Below are 15465 nucleotides of genomic sequence, written 5' to 3' on the forward strand. Positions count from 1 at the left end.
ACCGTACGATCGGGCTGCCGGGATCTCCCCTTTCCTATGAGGACCTTCCCTCAATTCGACCAACTGGACTGAACCACATGCGACAGACCACCCAACAGAGCGGCTATCGACAGCATTTCTATGTTCGCCCAAAACGAGTGTTTCGCCAACATCCAAGATTGCAAACGGCACCAAACGGCACCCCGGGGCATCTCGCTAGCGATACAACTTGAGCGAAATCGTTTCAGCTTGAGCGTTCTCTGTTTCAACACGATCGACGTGCGTTCGTTCGTCATCGACGACGCCTCGCAAATCGTCCCAAGTCGTACGGTCGTCGTGCGCCGAACTCGCCTTTCGATTGGTAAAGACGACAATGGTGTCGCGTGGATCGGCATGTCGAATCGCCCACCGAAGTGCCTTGTCCGAATCGGCTACCAAACGGATCGCGGCGCATTCCTTGACACCATCAAGTAGTTGATGGGCTCGTTTTAGAAATGCGCCACCGACCGTTTCACCGGTGACGATACAGCGATGGGCATTGCGCTCGATCGTCGTCCCGATCCGAGCCAATTCGCTCTCGTTCGCAAACTCACCAAGAGCCAGCACGCACCAGACCTTCCCGCCAACCGTCGTCGCGCGCGCCGTGCGTAACGACGCGGTGATACGATCGGCGCGACCCCCGTTTTCGAGTACGACGGTCGCACGGCCAAAATCAGGCAGACGCTGTCCACGCCCGGGAATCGAACGCAGCGTCGATAAGCTTTCGGCGACTTGATGAACCGAATAACCCAGCAGTACGCCGAGCGTCGACGCGGCGGCCAGATTCGACGCCATCGTATAACCACACAAGGGCGTTTCCATCATCGCACTGGTATCGCCAGCGGACAACATAATCGTCGACATGCCGCCGGATTGATCGATGATACTCGCCCCAAACTCGCAGCCGGTTGTTGTCCCATAACCCAGACTTTGACACTCAGCCTTTTCGATGACGCGATCAATTCGTTCGCTGCCTTCGGGAGCAATGATGACGCCGGTCGAAGTCAATCGATCCGCCAAGCACTGTAGCGAACTCGGCCCGAAATCTTCCCCCGGGGCATCCTTGCCGGTGACAATCAAAACATCAAATTGGATCGCATCGTAGTGTCCATCACGCGCCGCCTTGTCATCGACTTCGATGATCGCGGCCCGACTCAAACAGTCCGCTGACTCTCCGAGCCAATTGATCAATGCTTCGCCGACAGGAAGCGACGTCGTCGACGTATCGGTCATCACGCCGTCGCTGCTACCTAAGTCAGTTTGATAGGCAATCCGCATACCGAACGATTTCATCATCGTTGCTAACATCAAACAAGTCGATGTCTTGCCGCTGCTTCCAAGGACACCGACGGTTAGCAAACGCCGATCAGGTCCGTCGTTCTTTGCCGACGCGATCTTTGCCAGCGCATGATCCGCCTGGCTGACGACGCACTGCGGCAACGGACACGGCAATAACTGTTCGGTCAGGATCGCCTTCGCGCCGCGAGCCAGGGCAGTGGAGACGAACTCAACGGGATCCATCTCGCCGACGCGATAAACCACCGTCTCGCCTTCGACACAACGATTCACATCATTGGTAATCGCATCGACAGAAATGTCGTCGCAACCAAAAAACTTTGCATGAGAAAGTACCGACGCCAGCCGAACCGCAGGTTCGACAACCTCTTCTTCGATCTCAATCGAAGCGGACGTCATTGGTGGCAACCAACACCGCGGCTCGCTTTTTTTAATAGCGACGGTCCGCTCGTAGGCGTCTGCTTTGATCGACGCAGGAAATACAACCGATAGACGATCGTCGAATGCGTGACGCATAGGATGGCCTCCGTGCACATCATGGTTTTTAGATGCCCCAACGTGCCGAGCGATCCTTTCGCTCTCCTTTACGCACGTGCGACAACCATGATTGTTCTTCGATCGCAAAATCGGTCAAGGTCGATTTTGCAGATCAAACAACACTTCACAGCAGTCCGGCATCACGCAACATCATCTGAAGATCAGTCCATGCCGCTTTTTTCGCGGCCGGCTCGCGCAAGAGGTACGCCGGATGATAAGTCACAACCACTTTGCTATCAAAATAACTATGGAACCTTCCTCGCATGCGGCCGACGGACAGTTTGTTTCGCAGCAACGCTTGGGCACTCACGACACCGAGGCAGACGATGTACTCGGGGCGTAAAACTTCCAATTGAGCTTCGAAGAACTCGCGGCAGTTATCGATTTCAGTCGCTTCGGGATTCCGGTTGTTCGGTGGCCGACATTTGACCGTGTTCATGATGTAGACCTCCTCGCGTTCGAACTTGCAAGCCTGGATCATCTTGGTCAAAAGCTGGCCCGCCTTCCCGACGAACGGGCGACCGGAAATGTCTTCATCGCGCCCGGGGCCTTCGCCGAAGAACACGACCCGTGGAGTCACGCTACCTTCACCATAAACCGTTTTGGTACGGCACTTGGCGAGCACATCACACTTCAAACACGACGAGACTTGCTCTGCGTCGGCGGCCAACCGCGCTACACGTTCCTGCTCCGAGAGCGGCATTCCAGGATAACTGCCGCCACCGGATCCGAGGTCATTGGAAAGCTGAAACCCTCCGGCAGGTGACGCAGCGGATTTAGCGGCAGTGGATTTCGCCGGTTTGGCGGGCCGCTGACTGGCACCGGGTGTATTGGCAGACGATTCCGACGCCGCCGGTTGGACAAACGAATTCGATTCGGTCTTGATTGCGTCGTCAAACGCAAAAAACTCGGCGAGCGCGGTGACTTGATCGGCATTCGCCTGGGGCAACCACTGGACGCCGAGTCGCTTCAAGTGATCGGCAAGACCACCGGCCTGGGCCAGGACATCGGCCGGATCGAGCTTCGAAGAGGAATGATTCATGAGCGTTTGATAACACACCGGCTACTGAAATTGCACCACGCGGTTTAACATACCAGTGGCGCGCGTCCACGATTTAGGGGTAGCTGCCTGCTTTTTGTTCCGATTTCAAGTTTACGAGTCTCAGACAGTCCCACCATGCCCGTTCCCCAAGTTGCCATCGTCGGCCGCCCCAATGTCGGTAAAAGCAGCCTCTTTAATTGGTTGGCGGGGCGTCGCTTAGCCATCGTAGACGATTTTGAAGGTGTCACCCGCGACCGGATGACGACCCTAATCAATAACGAAGACGCTTTTTTTGAACTGACCGATACCGGCGGGTTGGGAATCGAGGATCCCGATGACTTGACCGCCGACGTCCGCCGACAAATCGATTTGGCGATCGAATCAGCCGACGTGATCTTGTTGGTCGTCGACGTATTGACCGGACCGATGCCGCTGGACGAACTGGTGGTCGAGCGGTTGCGTGGCATCGAACGGCCCGTAATTCTAGTCGCCAATAAGGCCGACCAACCACATCAAGACACACTGGCCGAAGAGTTCCACCGGCTCGGCCGTGGCCGATTGGTCACCGTCAGTACGACCCAGAATCGTAACCGTTCAGATTTGATGGAGCTGATTCTTGATCGACTGCCTCCGTCGGATGAGTCGATCAACGAACCGACGATGAAGATCACAATCGTCGGCCGACGTAACGTCGGAAAAAGCACATTCGTCAACACGCTCGCCGAGTCTGACCGCATGATCGTCAGCGAAGTCGCCGGGACGACCCGTGACAGCGTCGACGTTCGCTTCGAGGTCGACGGGCAGACGTTCATTGCCATCGATACTCCCGGTCTTCGAAAACGAAAGAGCCAACGCACTGACCTTGAGTTCTACGGCATGCACCGAGCCCAGAGAAGCATTCGCCGGGCCGATGTGGTGCTGATGTTCTTTGATGCCGCCGAAACGGTTAGCAAGGTTGACAAGCAACTTGTCGGCTACGTGATCGACAATCACAAACCGGTGATCTTTGTGATCAACAAGTGGGACCAACTTCATGGCACCGTCCCGACGGATCGCTGGGTGCGCTACATCCGCCGCCAGTTTCCGACGCTTGCCTACGCCCCGATCGCGTTCATCACGGGCCAATCAGGGAAGAACGTTAAGGCCCTTTTAAACCATGCGACGATGCTTTTCAAACAAGCTCGCGAGCGAGTGTCGACGGGACAACTCAATCGATTGTTGCGTTCGGCCGTCGAAGCCCACCAACCGCCGCTGTATCAGAATCGCCGTCCCAAAATCTACTACGCGACTCAGGTTGCGACCGAACCACCGACGATTGTCATCATGTGCAACGATCCAAAAGCGTTTGCCAATGACTACCAGCGTTATCTGCTCAGTGTGTTGCGCGACCACCTCAAGTTTGGCGAGGTCCCGATCAAACTGTATCTGCAAAAGCGACCGCGTAACGACGACATGGACGCAGTCAACAAGTAGATCCGTCAGCCATTAATCACGCATGCCGCCACCGCCTGCCCCCGGCACAAAACCAGTGTCGCTATTGCGATGGATCGTTCCACTCGCGATCGCCTTCGTTCTGGCCGCGATCACCGGACGGTTGTCGGTCCATCATGTCAACGACTCGCCCAGCTATTTGAACTATCCGTTTGATTCGCTGCGGCAAGCGATGCTGTCGATCCGACCGCCGGTCTACCCGATCTTCCTTCGACTGGCCGAATCAAGCCTTGGTGTGGCGATCGTACCGTTACTGCAAGCCTGTATGCATGCGATCGCTTGTGTTTGCTTCGGCGAAGAACTTCGACGACGAGGGCTTTCTGATCGCGCTTCGTTGGTAGCCGCTTTCACCGTGTTGGCCGGGTGCACCGCGACCGATCACATCAGTACGATCAGCACCGATGCGCCGGCTGCTTCACTGGGGGTGCTCACCGCAACGTTACTGATGCGGACGTCGCGAACTGGCGGTCTGGCCAGCAGCGTTGGCTGTGGGCTTGCGGCACTGCTTTGTATTTTCGCCCGCCCGGCTTATCTGTTTTTGGTTCCTTGGGTTGCAATTGCCGGATGGATGCTCAACCGCTGTGATCGGCGGCGACGGTTACCGGCCGCGGCGGATGGAAGGCGAGGCCTTTGGATCGCGACACATGTTGGCGGAGTGATCTTGATTTGGATGTCATGCCGGGCTTTCATCGTCCACGACTTCTCTTTCTTGCCCTTCGGTCATCAAAATCTGTCCGCCGTCGCGGCGCAGTTGGTTTCGCCGGATGACATGCGACGCTACGCAGGCGATGCCGCACCGGCAACCGGCGAATTGCTCCGCCGTGTCGCCGATGATTTGGAACGAGGCGACTTTCGGCTTCCCGAATCTGCCGAAGCGAGCATTCCGACACTGACGCTCGAATCGCAGTGGGGACAAATCAACTATGGAGTCATCTGGCCGGCGGCAAAGGCCGTCGGTCAACGCTCAGCAGACCTTGACTCGGAAACGCCGGATCGAGTCCGTGTCCATCGACTGATCGGTGATTTCAATCGCACGATTATCGCCAACGCACCACTGGCCTACGCCCGCTGGATCGTGCTGGCGATCCGACGCTCGGTTTGGGGATCGCTCGCCAATCTTGCGATGCACCCGCTGTTCCTGGCGATGATCCTTGTCGCGATCGTTTGGTTGCTCGTTCGATCGGCTAGCGGAAGCACAATCACCCTGCCGCCCTTTGCAGCGGGCTGGTACGGATTTGCGATCATCGCGCTGACCTATTGCATCGGCAGCGTCGGCTTAATCATTTTAACGAGCCCACCGATCGGACGCTTTGCTGACGCGGCGGCGATCTTCCTACCCGGCTTGCTGGCTTCACCCTTTATCGGCGATACGACTAAACCGTCAGCCCCGCGTTGAGGCGGCAAAACTCTAGACAGATCGTCGCGCTATTGAGAATGATGTGAACGACGATCACGATCCAAAGCCGTCCGGTGCGTTGATAGACAAGCCCCAAACCCATCGCCAGAAAGAACAACGGAATCGGTGCGGCCCCCTGGCCGAAGTGCATTAGCGCGAACACGAAACTGGACACGAGCAGAGGAACGAGCGATTCAAACGTCCAAGCCGGATCATCATCATTCCAGGAAGCGTCACCGACCAGTTTTTGTAGCCCACCTTGTAACAGCAACCGAAACTGAAACTCTTCGACGACCGGCGTTACGATGGCGGCCGAAAGAAACAGCGCCGCAAACGTTCGGAAACTATTTCTCTCGGCCAACAAGTCCGTCACGGTGTGCTTGTATTCCACCAATTGCGATGCCACGAGGTTGATCAGCAACACCGGGGCGAGAATCCAAATCGTTGCCAGAATTCCGCGCCGAAAGTCCGACAACCGCGGCACCAAGGACAAGCTTTCCGGCGTCGCATCGCGTGTTAGAAACAAAAACACCAACATCAACGAAAACGCGCCGGCGTTGGCCACCATTTGCGTCGCGACCCGCCGCGTCAAGTCGCGTTTAGGTGGCGTGCCGGCAGAGTCGTCTTCCTGAGCAGCCATCTCACCGTCAACGGACTCGCCAGAACCTGTCTCCGCCACATCGGCCGGCCGCGTCGTTTCAGCCTCGCGTGGCGTCGTCGAAACGGCGGCAGGCTGCGCACGTGGTGCCATCAATGACCCGATGACAATGATCATCCCGAACATCACGAAGAAATCGGTCACCGACCAACGCTGCGGCGGACGTGGCAGACGCGTGACCAAGAAATCGGATTCGTCGCCGCAGAGATTTCGGTGTCGATAGCCGGCGAACCACGCGAGCCACAGGCCGGTACCGATCAGAACGGAGCAGAAGACAACCCCGGTGATAATGAAGAAGCCGCCCAGGAAGAACTGCTCGTTGAACATTCCCGCGTCGTCCATCAAGTCAGTTTGCCTCGTCAGGCTCGTCCTGCATCAGGCGAGCGGCGACGATGGTGTAATCGTAACCTGAGTAAACGGTCAAACCGATCGCCGCCCAGACCAGTCCATACGTCGTCACTTTCAGCCAAGCGGCGGGCTCAGCGGATTGCAAAAACAACAGTGCCGCGACGACGGCCGCACACTGAAGCACCATCTTCCATTTGCCCAGCTGGCTGGCCGAGAAATCTTTTCCGCTGCCTTCGATCATTCCGCGCAAACTGGTCACCAACAGCTCGCGTCCGACGACCACCGTCGCCATCCACGATGCGATCGGAGTTCCCACGACGCCGACGAGCGCGATAAAGGATCCGCAGATGATGATCTTGTCGACAAAGGGATCGAAAATCCGTCCGAACTTGGTCACTTGACCGTATTTGCGGGCCCAGTAACCGTCCATCCAATCGGTCGATGCGGCGACCAGAAAAACGATCATTGCGGCCAGATAATACCCCAATGGGATCAAAGTCATCACAGCGATAGCCAATCCGAACCGAATGCTGGTCAGCAAATTCGGCACGTTGTAGATCGATCGCGATGCGGGGGGATTCGTTTCGGCCAACGTCAGAGAAGAGTCTGGTGAGAGGAAAACCCGACGGGGAGTGGTGGGGCTGATTTGATTCATGTTTCCGTTTCCCTATTTATCATGATCTCAAGAAGCTACTGGGGAAAGGGCCCGCCGACGGGGGCATTGTGCGCATGGCACCGCGTGTTGGGCGATTCCGTTGCCATGCCCATCGGTCGAGAGTCGGGAAATCACGGGACTTGCCGCCTTGGCGCGGGTCGACCGAACCCTTCAATTACGGCGATGAGCAAACAAGAAATCGAAACCGCGATCCCCCATCGAGCTCCAATGCTGTTGCTCGATGAGATCGTCGAGCGTGACGAGTCATCGATCGTCTGCAAAAAAACGTTTTCCGACCAAGAGTTCTTCGTTCAAGGCCATTTCCCGGACCAACCGATCGTGCCGGGCGTGATCCAGTGCGAATGCTGCCTCCAAGCCGGAGCGGTTCTGCTGGAACGCTTCATGTCCGGCTCGCCGGATCTACTCCCCGTCGCGACCCGATTGGACGCGGTCAAGTTCAAGCGAATCGTGCGCCCCGGGGACACGATCGAAATCAAGGTGACGCTCAACGAACAGGTTTCCAATGCGTACTTCCTGACCGGCAAAGTCATGCTGGATGGTAAACTCGCCACACGACTCGATTTCGCCTGCAGCGTGACCCCGATCAGCAACCCGCCCAGTAAAACAGGAGACGCGTGATGAGCGACGCGACCACCTTCGACTTTCTGCAACTTGCCGGAAAGACGTTCCTCGTACTGGGCGTTGCCAACCGCAAAAGTGTCGCCTACGCGATCGCCAAAATGATCGAACAAGCCGGCGGAGATGTGATCTACGTTGTCCGTAGTGAATCCCGCCGCGACAGCACCGCCAAATTGCTCAACGATCGTGACGTACGAATCTGCGACGTCGAATTCCAAGACCAAATCGCCGACTTGGCGGCACAACTCGAAGCCGACAACATCGAACTAGCCGGCATGGTCCACTCCATCGCCTTCGCCGACTACCCCGACGGCATTCGCCCATTCCACGAGACGACGAAACAACAATTTCTACAAGCGGTCGATATTTCCGCCTTCTCGCTCACCAACCTCTGCAACGCACTGAAAGATCGGTTTGCCAATGATGCCTCGGTCGTCACGATCGGTATCAGCACGACCCGGATGGCCAGCGAAAGCTACGGATTCATGGCCCCGATCAAAGCCGCACTGGAATCGTCGTTGGCGTTCTTAACAAAATCCTTCAGCCGTTTCAGCCAAGTGCGTTTCAATTCTGTTTCGGCGGGACTGCTAAAAACAAGTGCGTCGGCGGGTATCCCAGGTTACGTCGACTCCTACTTGTACGCCGAGCAGGTGATCCCACGTGGCAAAGCCGTTCATACTGATGAGGTTGCCGCGACTGCTACGTTTTTACTTTCGCCACGAAGCAGTGGCATCACGGCCCAGTCAATCGTTGTCGACGCCGGGATGTCGATCAACTATTTTGACGCCGCGGTTGTCTCCGCCGTCACCAACTCCGAATTCGGTAGCCGCTAGCGAATCCCCTATCGATCGCGGCTTCGCGAAGTTGGCTCTGCTGGCACCGGCAAACGGAAGCCGCCAGATCGCTAAACGCCCGCTCTGAAGATCATCTCCACTCCCCTGCATTTGTCGAATATGAGCCGAGTCATCTACATCAACGGTGAATTCTTCGCCCCCGAAGACGCCAAGATCAGCGTTTACGATCATGGCTTGCTCTATGGTGACGGCGTTTTCGAAGGTTTGCGAGTTTACAACCACAAAGTCTTCCGGCTGCAAGAACACCTGCTGCGTCTGGAAGAGTCGGCACGTGCGATCGGACTAGCGCTCCCTATCTCGCTCGAACAACTCACCGAAGACACCAACGCGACGGTCGCCAAAAATGAAATCAGCGACGGCTACATCCGCATGATCATCACGCGTGGATCAGGACCACTCGGCTTAGATCCGTTTACTTGTTCCAACCCGCAAGTGATCATCATCGCCGACAAGATCACGCTGTACCCAGACAGCTACTATGAAAACGGACTAGAACTGGTCACCGCATCGACGATCCGCAATCACCCCGCCGCACTCAGCCCAAGGATCAAGTCGCTCAATTACCTCAACAACATCCTCGCCAAAATGGAAGGACTCAAAGCCGGATGCATCGAGGCACTGATGCTCAACCACAAAGGTGAAGTCGCCGAATGCACCGGAGATAACATCTTTATCGTTAAAAACGGCAAATTAAACACGCCGCCGATCGAAGCAGGAATCCTTGAAGGGATCACCCGCAACGCCGTTTTGGAACTCGCTCGCGAAGCCGGCATTCCGACCACCGAAGCTCCGATGACGCGGCACGACATCTACATCGCCGACGAATGCTTCCTGACCGGCAGCGCCGCCGAAGTGATTCCCGCGGTCAAGCTCGACGGCCGAGCGATCGGCGACGGAAACGTTGGCCCCGTCACCCAACAGCTCAATCAAGCCTTCCGAGAGCTCGTCCGACAGTAAACACCACCCCACAGGGCCACTCCGGTCGCTCGAGTGACCGAATTCCTGACGATACGCGACAAAAATTCACCACGGCAGACTGTCGCATGCCCGTTCACCCTCAATTCAGGTGTCCACGTTGAATCCGAATGTGTCATCGGACCGATGACCGTTTGTGCAACGGAAGCTGATCAGGAGTGCGTGGGGCAGGCCTAGTCAGCCAATTTCAGTTGCACAGGAAGTCGAGCGGCCTGGATTTTCTCAAGCGAGACTGTGCGAGCGACAGTTCTCCGTGGGGCAGAAAATCCAGGTCGTCTCGCATGCGCGGTCACTATTTTTCGTCGCCACCGATTTGACTTTCGCTTGCATTTGAGCGTTAATACGGAGGCGCGGTCAGACTCGACTGCGTTGTGAGCTATCCCACCAATTTGCCCCATAGTTCTTGGGCATGACAGAATGGTTTCGCTACTGCCTGGCGTTGTTGCGCCGCTGGCGTTCGTGGCGAGTCTGTCACACGAAGACACCCGGAGACGATGAATGAAACGGTTCGCGATCCTTTTTGGCTGCTTGGCCCTGTTGGCTTCGCCCGCACTTGCGACGAGCGATTTCAACAAGATGTGGAAAGAAAAATACATCACCGACGATGACGCCAATGAAGACCTGAAAAAGACCGCCCGCAAGCACGGCTGCTACATCTGCCACGTGAGCAAGCAGAAGAAAGACGTCCGTAATGAATACGGTAAGGCCGTCAACAAATTCCTCAAGGCGGAAGACTATCCCAAGGACTGGGTCAAAGCCAATCCCGAAGAAGCACGCAAGAAAATCTTCGCCGGCCTCGACGAAGCCGCTAAAGAAAAGAGCAAAGACGGCGACACCTTCGGTGACAAGATGAAAGCGGGCAAGGTACCTGCCGTCGATCACGGCAAAGACTGATCTGGCAACGAATCGCTTAAAAAAATCAAAACGCTTGTTTGCACCCGCGCGTGCGGCAAGCGTTTTTTTGTGTCCTGATATTCGTCAATCTATCCCCCACCTAGTTCCCCACACCCCATCGTGTCCGCCATGAAGTCATTCCCCCAAAGCATCGCTGTCGCAGCACTACTTGCCGGTTTCGTCACCGTAGCCGTTCCCCCACTGCATGCCGAAGAAACCGGTGACCAAGGCTTTGTCAAAATCTTTGACGGCAAGTCACTTAACAACTGGAAACTGGCCGAAGAAAACCAAACCGCTTGGCATGTCGAAGACGGCATGCTGGTCTGCGATGGCGAACGTTGCCACGTGTTCTACGATGGCCCGCTTCAACCGATGAAGGACTTTCACTTCCGCTGTGAAGTCAAAACCACCCCAGGAAGCAACGCGGGGATTTACTTCCACACCAAGTACCAAGCGACAGGCTGGCCCAAGTACGGATACGAGTGCCAAGTGAATGTGTCGCACAAAGACCCCAAGAAGACCAGCAGCCTGTACGCGGTTGAGAACGTAGCCGACCCGGGGGTGAAAGATAACGAATGGTACACCCAAGAAATCATCGTGAAGGGAAATCACATCGAGCTCAAAGTCAATGGCAAGACCATGGTCGACTACACCGAACCGGCGGGCAAAGATGCCTTCAGCAAGGATTTCGAACGGCGTCTCAATGAAGGCACGATTGCCTTGCAAGCCCATGACCCACAGAGCAAAGTTTACTTCCGCAATCTTGAAGTTAAGCCGCTCTAGATCGTTCCTCGACCAACGGGAAACGAACAACGGCCGACGGGGCACCGGCAACACAATGCCTTTGCCCCGGGGGGGCTCGCCAAGGCGATCGTTTCCGGTTCGACATAGAGAGTTGACCAGAGTTTCGGTGCGTTCACCGGTGCGAATGCACGGCGGCTGATGTGTCGAACCCGAAACGCTGATCGAGACGGAACACTCCCCGCCAGCGTTGTCCCTAGCCAAGGCTGGCGACGCAGGTCTGACGCTAGCTTGTGAGGACGATCAATTTCCAACCGGGCTTTTTAGGCGTGCTCGGTCGCGACGCTTTCGCCTTTGGGCTGACCGATCGCGTCAAGCAACTCGCCGAACCATGGCGTGTCGATATCGAAAGGCTTGCCGCCTTTGATACGCTCGAATTCAATCGCTCGCAACTCGTCGCCCTGGTCTTCATCTTCGCCGATCACGCCGCCATCTCCTGCGAGCGCACATTCGACGCCCTTACGTGCGCAGCGGGCGATCAATTCGATGTCGGCAGGATTGGCGGCAGCGGCGCGACTGTAGTAGCCGCTTTTCTGCACCAAGGTCTTTTCGGCACCCAACATTTCGGCGAACTGCTTACCGAACCACTTGCCGGGGTTCACCGCATCCAGTTTGACATGGCCGAATGCATCGGTAGGAACGTCTTCACCACGGGCACGCATCTCGTCAACGATTGTGCCAACTCCGGCGCCTTCGGAGATAAAGATATTCACGCAATCGTTCTCATCCATGATCTTTCGCAACCGATCCGCTTCCTGTTGCAGATCGAAGTGCATTTCTGGGATGTAGACTCCATGAACTTCTTTGCGTTCCCGGCTGAGGCCAGCTTCGGGTAAGAAATTCAGATTGTCCAAACGTTTGCGGTATTCCACGGCGGTCGCCGCGGTCAACCAACCACAGTTGCGTCCCATGACTTCGTGCACGATCAGCATACGTGGGTTGGCGTTGTGTTCTGCGACAACGTTTTCAAAGTACTTTGCGCCTTCTTCGGCAGCCGTCCACGCGCCCAAACTCTGCTTAATCGGGATCACGTCATTGTCGATCGTTTTGGGCAACCCAACGACGGTAAGATCGTAATTATTCTCAGCCAAAAAAGCGGCTAAGTCGGCGGCCGTGGTATTGGTATCGTCGCCACCGACTGTGTGCAGCACGTCGACTTGATCGGTCTTCAATCGCTCCGCGGCGACGTGCAACGGATCTTGCCCTTCGCTCACCAATCCGCGTTTGACACAATCGGCGACGTTAGTCAATTTCACACGACTATTTCCGATCGGACTTCCGCCGTGTTCGTGCAAGATTGCGGCCTTCTCGCGAACTTCAGGACCGACGACAAAACTATCGCCTTGCAGCAGTCCTTTGTATCCGCTTCGGTAACAGATAATCTCGACCTCGGGCGCCAACTCGGTATAGCTTTCGATGAGTGCTCCGATCGCCGACGACAAGCAAGGTGCAAGCCCCCCAGCAGTAAGAATTCCGACACGTTTGACTGCCATTGTGTTGATTCCTGTTGTGTGTCCGTCTGGGGTGGAATGAGAAGCCATCGATGGGCTGGCAAACCAAATGCGAGCCATGCACCAAAATATCGAAATCTCGGCGTTTGGTAAGGATCTCGATCGTGAAGATCCTGTGAGGGCGGTCAACACGTCGCTACTGCCCGATTGGGGCACTTCATCTCCGACTTTTTTTCACCCCCAGTGCCGCAGATCGATGCCCACCACGGGTGGCCAATCTCGTTAAACTAGACTCGCAGACGGGGTGAACGCGATTGCTACGAAAAGGTTGGTAGCGGAACGCGCGGAGCGTTTCGGTTCTGATCGGTTCAACGTGAGGTGGCCGGACGATCCAAACTCACCGAAAGCCTCGGCGGCTTCCGCTACGAATATGTTTCTCCCCCGAAAACACTGGCACACCACCAACAGCTTGCTTGATGAAACAATCTTTCGCCTCAGCCGCAATCCTTTTCGCACTTGCAACCTGCGGCGGCCTGCTCGCCCCGGCAACGGCTGCCGATCGACCGAACGTCCTGATTCTATTCCCCGATGATCAGCGTGCCGACACAATCGCAGCCCTCGGCAATCCTGACATCATCACCCCCAACTTAGACCAAATCGCCGACCGCGGCTTCCATGCCTCATCGGCGTATTGCCTTGGTGCGAATGTCGGAGCGGTTTGTCGCCCTAGTCGAAACATGTTGCTATCGGGTCGAACGTATTTCCGCTGGACGGCACCGAAGAACGGAAAACCGCAAGCGAACGCGCCAGCGACGGACACCACGCTACCGGCCGTTTTCAATGCAGCAGGATACGAGACGTACCATCATGGCAAACGTGGTAATACCGCCCAAAACATTCATCGCCAATTTGATCATTCACACTACCTAGACGATTTCAATGATCGGTGGTCGATGCAAGCTGGTCGCAAAGTCATTGACGATGCACTCTCTTTTCTCGACGCGCGCCAAGCGAACGCGGCCAAAAGCGATTCACCTTGGTTGATGTATCTTGCCTTCGCGATGCCGCATGACCCACGCGCCGCGAGTGAAGAAGCGTTAGCGATGTATGATCCCGATACGCTGCGGCTATTCCCCGCTTCTCGACGCGCCCATCCCTTTGATAACGGAGCGGTACTGGTCCGTGACGAATGGACAGCCGTTTGGCCGCGAACCGAACAGGTCCTTCGCGATCAAATACACGATTACTACGCGGCGATCACGACCCTCGATCAGAATATCGGCCGCTTGATCGACCGCCTGCGTCGCGACGGCGAACTGGACAACACCCTCGTCGTCTTTTCATCGGACCACGGGCTCGGGATGGGAAGCCACGGATTGATGGGCAAGCAAAATGTTTACGAAGCCGGTTACAAGGCTCCGATGGTGATGGCCGGCCCCGGTATCCCTCACGGGACCAACAATGATCCTGTCTACTTGATGGATTTGTTTCCGACGTTGTGTGAACTTACCGGGATCGCCGTTCCAGACGGCTTGGATGGAGAAAGCTTCGCGGCGATGGTCCGCGAAGGAAAATCCGGGCCGCGCGACGCTGTGCTGCTCAGCTACACCGACACACAGCGGGCCATCCGCCAAGGTGATTGGAAACTGATCTACTATCCCCAATCGCGGCGAACTCAGTTGTTTAATTTGGATCGTGATCCGAACGAGCAGCAAGACTTGTCAAACGACCGGTCGCAATCCGATCGCATCAATTCGCTTTTCACGGTGATGAAAACGCTACAAGACGAACAAGGCGATCCACTTCAAATTCCTGTGGAACGCCAACCTATGATCGAAGACGATTTCATCGCACCGGAAATCCGGCTGGCCAAATCAGGCCGTCCGAGTTTATCGGCAACGCCATCGGGATTGCACTCGACCGAACTTTCCGGGCAACAAACGGGAGACCCATTCTCCGTCCTTCGCCCCGAGGACGGATACTTCGCGGCGGTGTCGGTCGGTCTTAGCCGAACGGCCCCAAAAGTAGTCACGGGGATCCGGTTCGATATCGTCAAAGGTCCAGGTCGCGACGCTGATCGATGGACCGAGGTTGTCGGCAACCCACAATCTCGCTGGACACCGCTACTCGATCAAATGAATCCTAAACGCCAACCGATCGGAATCTATGGCACAGCTGACGGTGTTCTGCGGCGGCTTGGTTTCATTCAAACCGATACTCGAATCGCCCCGACGTTCGGCGGTTCCGATGGCGGGACTCCTTTCGAGGTGCGCATCCCAACGGAAACGAACACGATCGCCTCCAAGCAATTCGCGGGTTTTCACGGGACGGTAATCTCCGGTAAGCAACAAACCGTGATCGAGTCGCTCGGATTGCTCTACCTACCCAACGGCAAGAACTAGCTCGCGTG

Annotated in this window: 13 protein-coding genes; 8 read left to right on the top strand and 5 right to left on the bottom strand. The window is 56.2% G+C overall.

The genetic code is table 11. The annotated features are described in order from the left end of the window. Positions 1-195: 195 nt before the first annotated feature. Both FYC48_RS13340 and FYC48_RS13345 read right to left on the bottom strand, forming a co-directional pair. On the bottom strand, positions 196-1830 hold the full coding sequence (locus FYC48_RS13340; protein ID WP_149497208.1) for a glutamate ligase domain-containing protein: 1635 nt from the start codon (positions 1828-1830) through the stop codon (positions 196-198). A 145-nt stretch (positions 1831-1975) separates the two neighbouring features. Beyond that, entirely contained in the window at positions 1976-2893 is a 918-nt protein-coding gene (locus FYC48_RS13345; RefSeq protein WP_149497209.1) for a uracil-DNA glycosylase, read from the bottom strand. Positions 2894-3028: 135 nt separating this feature from the next. Here FYC48_RS13345 and der point away from each other — a divergent pair, with 135 nt between their 5' ends. Further along, positions 3029-4366 (top strand): ribosome biogenesis GTPase Der, encoded by a 1338-nt coding sequence (gene der, locus FYC48_RS13350; RefSeq protein ID WP_149497210.1) that lies wholly within the window; start codon positions 3029-3031, stop codon positions 4364-4366. 55 nt (positions 4367-4421) lie between these two features. Then, positions 4422-5780 (top strand): hypothetical protein, encoded by a 1359-nt coding sequence (locus FYC48_RS13355; RefSeq protein WP_160149507.1) that lies wholly within the window; start codon positions 4422-4424, stop codon positions 5778-5780. On the opposite strand, the gene FYC48_RS13360 is transcribed toward FYC48_RS13355, so the two are convergent. Together FYC48_RS13360 and pgsA are read right to left on the bottom strand one after the other, a co-directional pair. Further along, on the bottom strand, positions 5758-6780 hold the full coding sequence (locus FYC48_RS13360; protein WP_149497212.1) for a CPBP family intramembrane glutamic endopeptidase: 1023 nt from the start codon (positions 6778-6780) through the stop codon (positions 5758-5760). The genes FYC48_RS13355 and FYC48_RS13360 overlap by 23 nt on opposite strands. Before the next feature lie 4 nt (positions 6781-6784). After that, positions 6785-7441 carry a CDP-diacylglycerol--glycerol-3-phosphate 3-phosphatidyltransferase gene (pgsA, locus tag FYC48_RS13365; protein WP_149497213.1) on the bottom strand — a complete coding sequence of 219 codons (657 nt, stop codon included), beginning with the start codon at positions 7439-7441 and terminating at the stop codon, positions 6785-6787. Between the two features lie 183 nt (positions 7442-7624). On the opposite strand from pgsA, the gene FYC48_RS13370 reads away from it, so the two are divergent. The 5 genes from FYC48_RS13370 to FYC48_RS13390 all read left to right on the top strand — a co-directional run bounded on the left by FYC48_RS13370 (position 7625) and on the right by FYC48_RS13390 (position 11586). Beyond that, positions 7625-8080 (top strand): 3-hydroxyacyl-ACP dehydratase FabZ family protein, encoded by a 456-nt coding sequence (locus FYC48_RS13370; RefSeq protein WP_149497214.1) that lies wholly within the window; start codon positions 7625-7627, stop codon positions 8078-8080. Next, on the top strand, positions 8080-8913 hold the full coding sequence (locus FYC48_RS13375) for an SDR family oxidoreductase (RefSeq protein ID WP_149497215.1): 834 nt from the start codon (positions 8080-8082) through the stop codon (positions 8911-8913). The genes FYC48_RS13370 and FYC48_RS13375 overlap by 1 nt, the downstream gene beginning before the upstream one ends. A 120-nt stretch (positions 8914-9033) precedes the next feature. Then, complete coding sequence (gene ilvE, locus FYC48_RS13380; protein ID WP_149497216.1) at positions 9034-9891, top strand: branched-chain-amino-acid transaminase; 858 nt, start codon at positions 9034-9036, stop codon at positions 9889-9891. A 594-nt stretch (positions 9892-10485) separates the two neighbouring features. Next, a complete protein-coding gene (locus tag FYC48_RS13385; protein ID WP_235034242.1) occupies positions 10486-10803 on the top strand; it encodes a hypothetical protein in 318 nt (105 codons plus the stop codon). Positions 10804-10932: 129 nt separating this feature from the next. After that, complete coding sequence (locus tag FYC48_RS13390; protein WP_149497218.1) at positions 10933-11586, top strand: 3-keto-disaccharide hydrolase; 654 nt, start codon at positions 10933-10935, stop codon at positions 11584-11586. A gap of 281 nt (positions 11587-11867) precedes the next feature. Here FYC48_RS13390 and FYC48_RS13395 read toward each other — a convergent pair whose 3' ends face one another. After that, positions 11868-13097, bottom strand: a complete 1230-nt coding sequence (locus tag FYC48_RS13395) for a pyrophosphate--fructose-6-phosphate 1-phosphotransferase (protein WP_149497219.1) — start codon at positions 13095-13097, stop codon at positions 11868-11870. A 434-nt stretch (positions 13098-13531) separates the two neighbouring features. Between FYC48_RS13395 and FYC48_RS13400 the strand changes: the two genes are divergently transcribed. Further along, positions 13532-15457, top strand: coding sequence for a sulfatase-like hydrolase/transferase (locus FYC48_RS13400; RefSeq protein ID WP_149497220.1), 1926 nt, complete (start codon positions 13532-13534; stop codon positions 15455-15457). Positions 15458-15465: the final 8 nt, after the last annotated feature.

This window comes from Roseiconus lacunae (assembly GCF_008312935.1).
GTDB classification, from domain to species: Bacteria; Planctomycetota; Planctomycetia; order Pirellulales; family Pirellulaceae; genus Stieleria; species Stieleria lacunae.

Bases quoted from the DNA above. Each gene is read 5' to 3' on its own strand.
- FYC48_RS13370 (WP_149497214.1), top strand. From the start codon at position 7,625: ATGAGCAAACAAGAAATCGAAACCGCGATCCCCCATCGAGCTCCAATG.
- der (WP_149497210.1), top strand. From the start codon at position 3,029: ATGCCCGTTCCCCAAGTTGCCATCGTCGGCCGCCCCAATGTCGGTAAA.
- FYC48_RS13375 (WP_149497215.1), top strand. From the start codon at position 8,080: ATGAGCGACGCGACCACCTTCGACTTTCTGCAACTTGCCGGAAAGACG.
- FYC48_RS13390 (WP_149497218.1), top strand. From the start codon at position 10,933: ATGAAGTCATTCCCCCAAAGCATCGCTGTCGCAGCACTACTTGCCGGT.
- pgsA (WP_149497213.1), bottom strand. From the start codon at position 7,441: ATGAATCAAATCAGCCCCACCACTCCCCGTCGGGTTTTCCTCTCACCA.
- FYC48_RS13400 (WP_149497220.1), top strand. From the start codon at position 13,532: ATGAAACAATCTTTCGCCTCAGCCGCAATCCTTTTCGCACTTGCAACC.
- FYC48_RS13340 (WP_149497208.1), bottom strand. From the start codon at position 1,830: ATGCGTCACGCATTCGACGATCGTCTATCGGTTGTATTTCCTGCGTCG.
- FYC48_RS13360 (WP_149497212.1), bottom strand. From the start codon at position 6,780: ATGGACGACGCGGGAATGTTCAACGAGCAGTTCTTCCTGGGCGGCTTC.
- FYC48_RS13395 (WP_149497219.1), bottom strand. From the start codon at position 13,097: ATGGCAGTCAAACGTGTCGGAATTCTTACTGCTGGGGGGCTTGCACCT.
- FYC48_RS13345 (WP_149497209.1), bottom strand. From the start codon at position 2,893: ATGAATCATTCCTCTTCGAAGCTCGATCCGGCCGATGTCCTGGCCCAG.
- FYC48_RS13385 (WP_235034242.1), top strand. From the start codon at position 10,486: ATGTGGAAAGAAAAATACATCACCGACGATGACGCCAATGAAGACCTG.
- ilvE (WP_149497216.1), top strand. From the start codon at position 9,034: ATGAGCCGAGTCATCTACATCAACGGTGAATTCTTCGCCCCCGAAGAC.